The following is an 870-nucleotide window of genomic DNA, read 5'->3' as shown; positions in this document are numbered from 1 at the left end:
GCCTCGACCTTGGCGTGTTGTGGGCGGCGATCGGCCGGAGCGAGCGCATGATCTCCCGACGTACCCGTCCGGCATCCAGCATGCAGTCGACGATCGCATGACAGCCTGGTTCCATGTCTCTTGGCGCGATGTGTTTTCGCTCGCTTTAACAAATGAGCATGCACTCTGGTCCGGACAGGCTTATGAAATTGGTTGCCGTGGTGTCAGCGCACGTCGTGCTCCTGCCCAGCAAGGAGGAGCACATGAGAAAGCCACTAGCACTGATTGTTGAGGACGAGCCGATGATCGTCGTTGACATCGAGGCGTCCCTTAAACAGGCTGGCTTTGCGGTAGCTTCAGAGCCGAGTTGCGTTCGTGCAAGACAACTTTTGGCCCTGGTTGAGCCGGACGTCGTTATACTGGACGTGCTCTTGCAGGACGGCGTCAGCTCGTCGGTTGCTGAAGAACTCGTGGCCCGCAACATCCCCTTTGTGATTTATAGTGCCACGGACATCGAGGGCCGAGGTGAGGCCTTCAAGGCCGGAACTTTTGTCGAGAAACCTGCCGATGATTCCGTGCTCGTAGCTTTGGCGAGTTCGATGGCCAGGGCATCCGCTGCTGGCGAACACGCTTCCATCTGGATAAAATCTAGGCAAGTCGGTACAGTGTGAGATCGCCAGCCACACACAATTGGCGCTGACGCTTGGGAGCGACCACCGGACTCCTGCCCCAAACGTAAGGCATTGTCTGGCAGAAGAAGCAGGGCGGGCCCGCCTGCCAGACGACTATGTACGCTCACTTGCGCAGGAAACAGGTGCCACCGAGCAGCAAATACGCGACATTGTATCGCTGATCGGACTTGATCGTGCCTCGATCCTGAGAGAAGCGCGT

Annotated in this window: 1 protein-coding gene; it reads left to right on the top strand. The window is 57.8% G+C overall.

The window, feature by feature from the left end; translation table 11 throughout:
• Positions 1–182 precede the first annotated feature (182 nt).
• The gene (locus AC0L25_RS32415) at positions 183–650 is read left to right on the top strand and encodes a response regulator (protein ID WP_473599183.1); all 468 of its coding nucleotides are present in this window, start codon (positions 183–185) and stop codon (positions 648–650) included.
• Positions 651–870 lie beyond the last annotated feature (220 nt).

Source organism: Mesorhizobium sp. WSM4813 (assembly GCF_055811555.1).
This window is presented reverse-complemented; position numbering and strand designations above follow the sequence as displayed.